This window comes from Macrococcoides caseolyticum (assembly GCF_002902665.1).
GTDB lineage: Bacteria > Bacillota > Bacilli > Staphylococcales > Staphylococcaceae > Macrococcoides > Macrococcoides caseolyticum.
Map to the genome: position 1 here is coordinate 21,368 of NZ_PPRM01000034.1, position 6,096 is coordinate 27,463.

The following is a 6,096-nucleotide window of genomic DNA, read 5'->3' on the forward strand; positions in this document are numbered from 1 at the left end:
AAGTCTCATTATGATAAAAATTATTTTACTTTGTTAGGTCTGTTCTATAGAATTTATGGCTTTGAATTCTAAACCTTACATATCAACATCGCTACTTTCGATTATCGCAATGACAAGATTTGCTCCCTTTTCAGATCCTGGCAAACTAATATGAGGATGAACGCTTTTTAGATAAACGATAACTGTTACCCTAATGAGTAACTCAATTTATAGACCTTCTTCTACACTAGCATTTTCGCTTTTATGTGGCTGTTTCCAGCTCATCATCCTTAGAAGTTAAAGAATGAACACAGAGTCATGTTATTTAGTTGTCAAAGTACTATATTGTGTCTACATCACTTTGAATGTATTCACAAATCAATCTGCTAGAATTGATTCTTAAGAATTTTTCAATCTATCTTTTTTTACATAGTTCACTTTTCTAATATGTCTGTCACGATTCGGTCTCTTATAAATAATCTGACCTTGTAAATTTCTTACTGTCTTGATCTGACTGAGTAACTCAGCGAGTGGTAACATTCTTACAGTATTATTTAAAAAGTTGTTGTTATCTCTATGTCTTCTAATCACAATACCATTTCCAACGTTTACATAATCCTCATTACTAAAAGTTCTGAACATATAACCGTTTTCTTCTAATTCTGTAATATCGACAATATGATTAAAGTTATACATCAATCTAAATTTTCTTGTATTAATATTTGCTGTTTTCATAATCAACAACTCCTTTTTATTAATCACTTTGGGAATGATTAATTGACTGTATGGGAATAACGCTGCCTGGTTTGACAACTAAAAAAGAGGACCCACCAACAGCTATTTTCAGCTATCAGCAAGTCCTCTATCCTCTAAATTCATCTTTATCATAAACTAATAACCCCTCCCCTCTATTTCTTATTAACAACGTAAAGAAAGAAGTAAGGTTTATAAATCTATAATTGTAGACAGAACGTCATACAATACAGATTTACTGTATTGAATAAAACACAGTTATAGTTTATTATTGAGATACTGTGCATAACAAATATTATAGCCGTAATCTATAGTATTTGTAGCACAGGATTTAGAGGGGATAAGCCAATAGCTATTTCCAGTAGCTGTTGGTGATCAGGATAGATAAGTGGTGGTACACTTATCCGTCCGTCCCCTTTTTTAATTGTCAAAAAACAGGTTTTGTTATATTCGATAATAAGTTACATTTATCTTTAAGTCAACATAATACACCAAAGTTTTTCCACAATTAAAAAATTTATATAAAATTTAATTTATATAACGCAACTTATTTTTCTTTTAAATACACATCTTCTGAATCATCTAATTCATCATTTGTACCTTTTTCTTTAAAAGGCATAAAAACTTTACACTCAGCATCTGGATTATCTGTAGTTACATTCCGACAATCTTCATCAACGTATCTTAAAACAAGATTATTGTTATTATCTTTATCTAAAGCCCAATATCCTGCATCAGGTGTCTGATCTATATATCCTGCTTTTAATTTATCAAAAGTAACATGGTAATAACCATCTTTTGATTTCTCCTCAGAAACCTTGTATTCACCTTCATCTGTTCTACCTAAGTTACCGTTCTCTTTTACCTGCAATGTACCATCATCTCTGAAAGTTAAGAGATATTCATTATCTCCTCCTTGTGTTGCTTCAAAGGTTTTACCCTTCAATGCAGCATCACCTTCCTGATTAGATCCACATGCAGTTAATATTAATGACAATCCTAATAGACCACCAATAACAATCTTTTTCATAGGCATTTCCTCCATCAGTTATAATACTATTATACCAAATAAGCTATATATATGAATAGCATAATGTATAATTTTATTCTAAAATGTTTTTTATGGTAACTATGATACTAGAATATACTGGGAATACAACTGTTTTCTTTACATTAACAAGATTAACATAAATGCTCCCAAAACACAAACGTATGTTCGTACAAACAAACGTTCGTATAAAGTCGAAAATATATTTAGATATATTTCATAATATATAACTACACAAGTCTATATAAATATATATTTATGTAAGGGACAACGGACAAAATATATTTTATTCTAATTTTACACCTAAATCGTTGATTTCATCGTGTTTCAACCCATCACTGGCGATTGTAAAATGTCTGATAATCTGTTCTTTTTCTTGCAGGTTTAAATAAGGCATCACTTTTGTTAAATACATACGATATTGAGCCTTCAGGTTCTTATTCTGTTCGATTAATGTCTGAATATAGTTGTATAGGGATGCTTTTGTTGCAAGTACAACTTTACTTCCTTCTTTGCTTATTAATACTGTTTTAGTTAGCTTCAGGACATCATAGTAGGTCGATCTTGGTATGTTTAACGCACTTATAACCTCTTTAGGACGCATTACAACCTTACCTTTTTCCGCATTCTCATTGATAAAACGAATCATATCCCCTTCCCACTCATACCAATGAGATCTTTCACGCTCTTCTCTTGGCTTTGCATGGTGTCTGAAGAAGTAATTGTTCTTGTCATTGTCTGTAATTTCGCACCAAGTATACAATAATAGGTCAATAAATTGCTTTTTAGCACCTTTATATTGCCCTGAATAAGCGCTGTTTACTTTCTGTACAACAATATTTTCGTCTAATGGTTCTTCAAGATTACTGTTAAATTTCTGCATCATTAACAGAGCCTCCTCTTTTTCAACTTTTCCAGCATAGAGTTGAAGGCTCATAGTAAATATTGCATTGTCACGTCCGATCTGTCCGTTACTCCCCTTAATGTGGGTACAGTTAATAAGCATGTGAAACCATGGTTCATGAATGCTTCGTAGAGATGCGAAATCATAGACCTTTGCTGTATCTTTAGTCAATTTTCTACTCTCGATATTTAACTTTTCAAACTCCATAGAGAACTCAATAAATTGGTCTAATGAATGAATTGAGTTCGGGCTGTATGACAAAATATTTTCCTCTTTTGGGCATCTGAAGAATCCAAAGTGATTACATGCCATGTCAACTTCTTCAAACACCTGTCTGTAGTGTTCTCTGAGGTTCATGCTGATTCTCTTTGCCATCTTTACTGCTTTATTATCATTCTTTTTAATAAAGATTGGGTTTTTAAGATAATACTGTACCTGGTAACCGTTAGGCGTATCTAGAATGATTGTTGGCTGTAAACCTGCTTCCATCCCTCTGAATACGATATCCGTACGTTTTACCTTGTTTTTATCAATCCCATCAATATCAATTACAAATGCATTTATCTGTTTTAAGTTATCTTCTCTATGACCTATTACCTTATCATCACCAATATATTTCGCTGAACGAAATACATTTGGCGTAATATGAGTAAACGTCTTATGATTATCTACTAATGCCTCTACTGAGCCGATGATTAAGCCTTTTGCACCTTTCAGACCTGACTTTGTATTGATACCAATCACTTTTCCAGGTCTGAAGACAGAAACAGGCTCACTGAATGCGAACTTTGACCCTTTAGGACGCTTTACAGATAGTCCCCCATTCGTCATCTTCTCAAAGATTTCTAGCATATTCAGTTTTTCTCCATACATAAAAAGCTACCTATCCTTTCCTCGAATATTGTCATGAAAGAAACGTATGATCAATATTCCAGAGGAAAAGACGGTAGCATAAATCAGGGTAGGTCAAAGAAAATACACTAATCCCTATAAAATTTGTGCAAACATCTTGTCAGTCTGCCCAAACAATTATATAATAATAAGTAACAAATATTAAATAACCATTGGTTTGCTTGTTTGCGTTTGTTTGTTGGGCAGGCTGACTATTGATCAAATTTTCGATAAAGAGAGGATTCCCAAAATCCTCTCTTTTTCTTATGGTCTAAAGTTTGGTTACCAAGCAAACTTTAGATTTCTTCCTGGATTCCCAGGCCCAAGAAGCTATAAGAAGAAAATTGTTTCAATCGATATGAAGTTGTTATATTGCTTATATTTAGAATACACAAATATACAAGCGTTGTAAAACGTTAATTTTTATTAGCATAAAACATAAAACATAAATAATATTTTATGTTTATATTCTTTGAAACCCCCTAGAATAAGCCTTTTCTACGAGCTAAATCTATCTTCTGGTCTATGCTGTTTTCATAAACTTTTTCGTATGTTTCCTTGTCTTCACCTTTTAACTTGTCTGCAAGCTTCGATAATGCGAAATCTACAAGCTCTGCTTTATTCATATCTACATAGATTTGATCTAGTGCCGTAAGTTTTGCATGTGTATCTCCAGTTACTTTTATAGAAGTAGCTGCAATCTTTTTTATCTGCATTTCTCTATTCGCAAGTGGATTTTCTCTTAAATGTTCCTTATTATTCTTTAAATCATCTAATAAACTCATATTACTTCGCCTCCATTTTTTCTAAACGTTCTAAGAATTCGTCTGTAAGATTCTCATATTCTTGAATCGTCTTTCTATCCCAATGATCTTCTTCAGTAATGCCATATTCATCCCAGTACTTCACGCGTTCCATATGTTTGATGATATGTTCAAAAACGTGTTCCTTATATGTAGCAGTCGCATCTTCTAATGTCGTCATATCTGTTTTCGTCTGCTTTGAGAACATAACAGGTACAATTCCTAGAATTTCAAATTTATTTTTATAAGCATCTCTAAACTTTACTAAGTGTTCTGCAAACTTATCAACTGCTCTGAACGATCTTCTGTGTGTCTGCATCACAATTAATGAATAGTCACATGCGTATATAGCATTATTGCTAAAATCTGAAATTGTTGGTGGTGTATCGATAATGATTAAATCATACTCTTTTCTAACACCTTTTAAAAATTCATCTAGAATTTTTACCTTCTGATAGCTATCTAGCTGAATTAAATGATATGGTAAGCCTACTAGGTTAAAATCTGCTGGAATCAGATCCATATTATCACTCAATTTAATAGTGATTGCTTTTCTATTTGTTTCAGTGATACCTTTATAAATAGATAATTTCTCTAAACCAGCAACATCCTCTAACATATCTTTTCTGAATGTTCTAAGTAGAAGTTCTGTTGCATCTGCCTGGGGATCAAAATCAACGACTAATACTTTTTTATTTCTTTTTTCAGATAAGACATAAGCGAGTAAACATGCTGTTGAAGTCTTACTGACACCACCTTTAAAGTTATTGATGCTAATTACTTTACCCAATACTATCACTCCTTATAGTTACTTGATTTTATTATAGCATAAAGCATAAAATATAAAACATAATATATTAAACATAAAACATATTTTAAAACATCATGAATATGCGTAAAAGTATAATGAATATAATAAATACTACGATCCACACTAAGCATCCTGAAAACAATAACCATATCAATCTTAATGCAGCTATGACGACACCTGGCAATAATATAAACATCACACCTATTATTAATATACCTAGAACACCTGAAGGACCAATCGTTATAAATGCTAATATACTTAGAACCATCATTATTCCAAAAAACATTAATCTCATTTTTTCACATCCATTCAATAGATAAGGGATATCTATCTATATTATTTACTGCATAACAATACACTACCATCCTTTAAGCTGAAGCTCCTTCATCTGATATTCAACTAAAGCGTCTTTCAATGTTTCAAACGGAGGTGTACATGATTTATGCGTATATCCTTGTCCTTTCTCATAAGTATATACATAGTATTCACCTTCAACTTCACTAACTATCAGATAAGTGAACACGATTTCTTTCCCTCTTACAAAATTTCCTGGAATCATCTCTTGGGGTATCTCTTTTCTCAAATTTTTTAAACTAATTTTTGTCATTATGGTACGCTCCTTTTTTCAAATACACGAACTTGTGCATTTATATATTTATGTTATTAATTTTTATAGTTCAGAAATAACAGTAAGGTACTGATGATGCAAGGGCAACTTGTTGAACGTAGTGATTCCTTGCATCATTAGGCTAGTTGAACATCAGCTTCAGCTGATAGTGAAACTTTATTGTTAGTCTGAAAACTAAAAAATTATATAAACGTCGATTGTAAAATTAAGCTAGACAACTAAAAAAGCCTTCTGTGCTAAACTCAATATGTATTTCCGACCAAAGAAAACATAAGGAGT

The 6,096-nt window shown here is 32.1% G+C and carries 7 protein-coding genes; all 7 read right to left on the reverse strand.

Annotated features, from left to right (window positions below):
* Positions 1 to 378 precede the first annotated feature (378 nt).
* Complete coding sequence (locus CD152_RS06255) at positions 379 to 714, reverse strand: hypothetical protein (RefSeq protein ID WP_103214528.1); 336 nt, start codon at positions 712 to 714, stop codon at positions 379 to 381.
* A gap of 565 nt (positions 715 to 1,279) precedes the next feature.
* Positions 1,280 to 1,762, reverse strand: coding sequence for a hypothetical protein (locus tag CD152_RS06260; RefSeq protein ID WP_103214529.1), 483 nt, complete (start codon positions 1,760 to 1,762; stop codon positions 1,280 to 1,282).
* A gap of 304 nt (positions 1,763 to 2,066) precedes the next feature.
* Complete coding sequence (locus CD152_RS06265) at positions 2,067 to 3,536, reverse strand: primase C-terminal domain-containing protein (protein ID WP_232237543.1); 1,470 nt, start codon at positions 3,534 to 3,536, stop codon at positions 2,067 to 2,069.
* 521 nt (positions 3,537 to 4,057) lie between these two features.
* On the reverse strand, positions 4,058 to 4,360 hold the full coding sequence (locus tag CD152_RS06270) for a hypothetical protein (protein ID WP_012655896.1): 303 nt from the start codon (positions 4,358 to 4,360) through the stop codon (positions 4,058 to 4,060).
* Between the two features lies 1 nt (position 4,361).
* Positions 4,362 to 5,168, reverse strand: a complete 807-nt coding sequence (locus CD152_RS06275; RefSeq protein WP_103214531.1) for a ParA family protein — start codon at positions 5,166 to 5,168, stop codon at positions 4,362 to 4,364.
* An 85-nt stretch (positions 5,169 to 5,253) separates the two neighbouring features.
* Positions 5,254 to 5,484 carry a hypothetical protein gene (locus CD152_RS06280; protein WP_041636574.1) on the reverse strand — a complete coding sequence of 77 codons (231 nt, stop codon included), beginning with the start codon at positions 5,482 to 5,484 and terminating at the stop codon, positions 5,254 to 5,256.
* Between the two features lie 63 nt (positions 5,485 to 5,547).
* Positions 5,548 to 5,796, reverse strand: a complete 249-nt coding sequence (locus tag CD152_RS06285; RefSeq protein WP_041636573.1) for a hypothetical protein — start codon at positions 5,794 to 5,796, stop codon at positions 5,548 to 5,550.
* Positions 5,797 to 6,096: the final 300 nt, after the last annotated feature.

Bases quoted from the DNA above. Each gene is read 5' to 3' on its own strand.
- CD152_RS06255 (WP_103214528.1), bottom strand. From the start codon at position 714: ATGAAAACAGCAAATATTAATACAAGAAAATTTAGATTGATGTATAAC.
- CD152_RS06260 (WP_103214529.1), bottom strand. From the start codon at position 1,762: ATGAAAAAGATTGTTATTGGTGGTCTATTAGGATTGTCATTAATATTA.
- CD152_RS06265 (WP_232237543.1), bottom strand. From the start codon at position 3,536: ATGCTAGAAATCTTTGAGAAGATGACGAATGGGGGACTATCTGTAAAG.
- CD152_RS06270 (WP_012655896.1), bottom strand. From the start codon at position 4,360: ATGAGTTTATTAGATGATTTAAAGAATAATAAGGAACATTTAAGAGAA.
- CD152_RS06280 (WP_041636574.1), bottom strand. From the start codon at position 5,484: ATGAGATTAATGTTTTTTGGAATAATGATGGTTCTAAGTATATTAGCA.
- CD152_RS06285 (WP_041636573.1), bottom strand. From the start codon at position 5,796: ATGACAAAAATTAGTTTAAAAAATTTGAGAAAAGAGATACCCCAAGAG.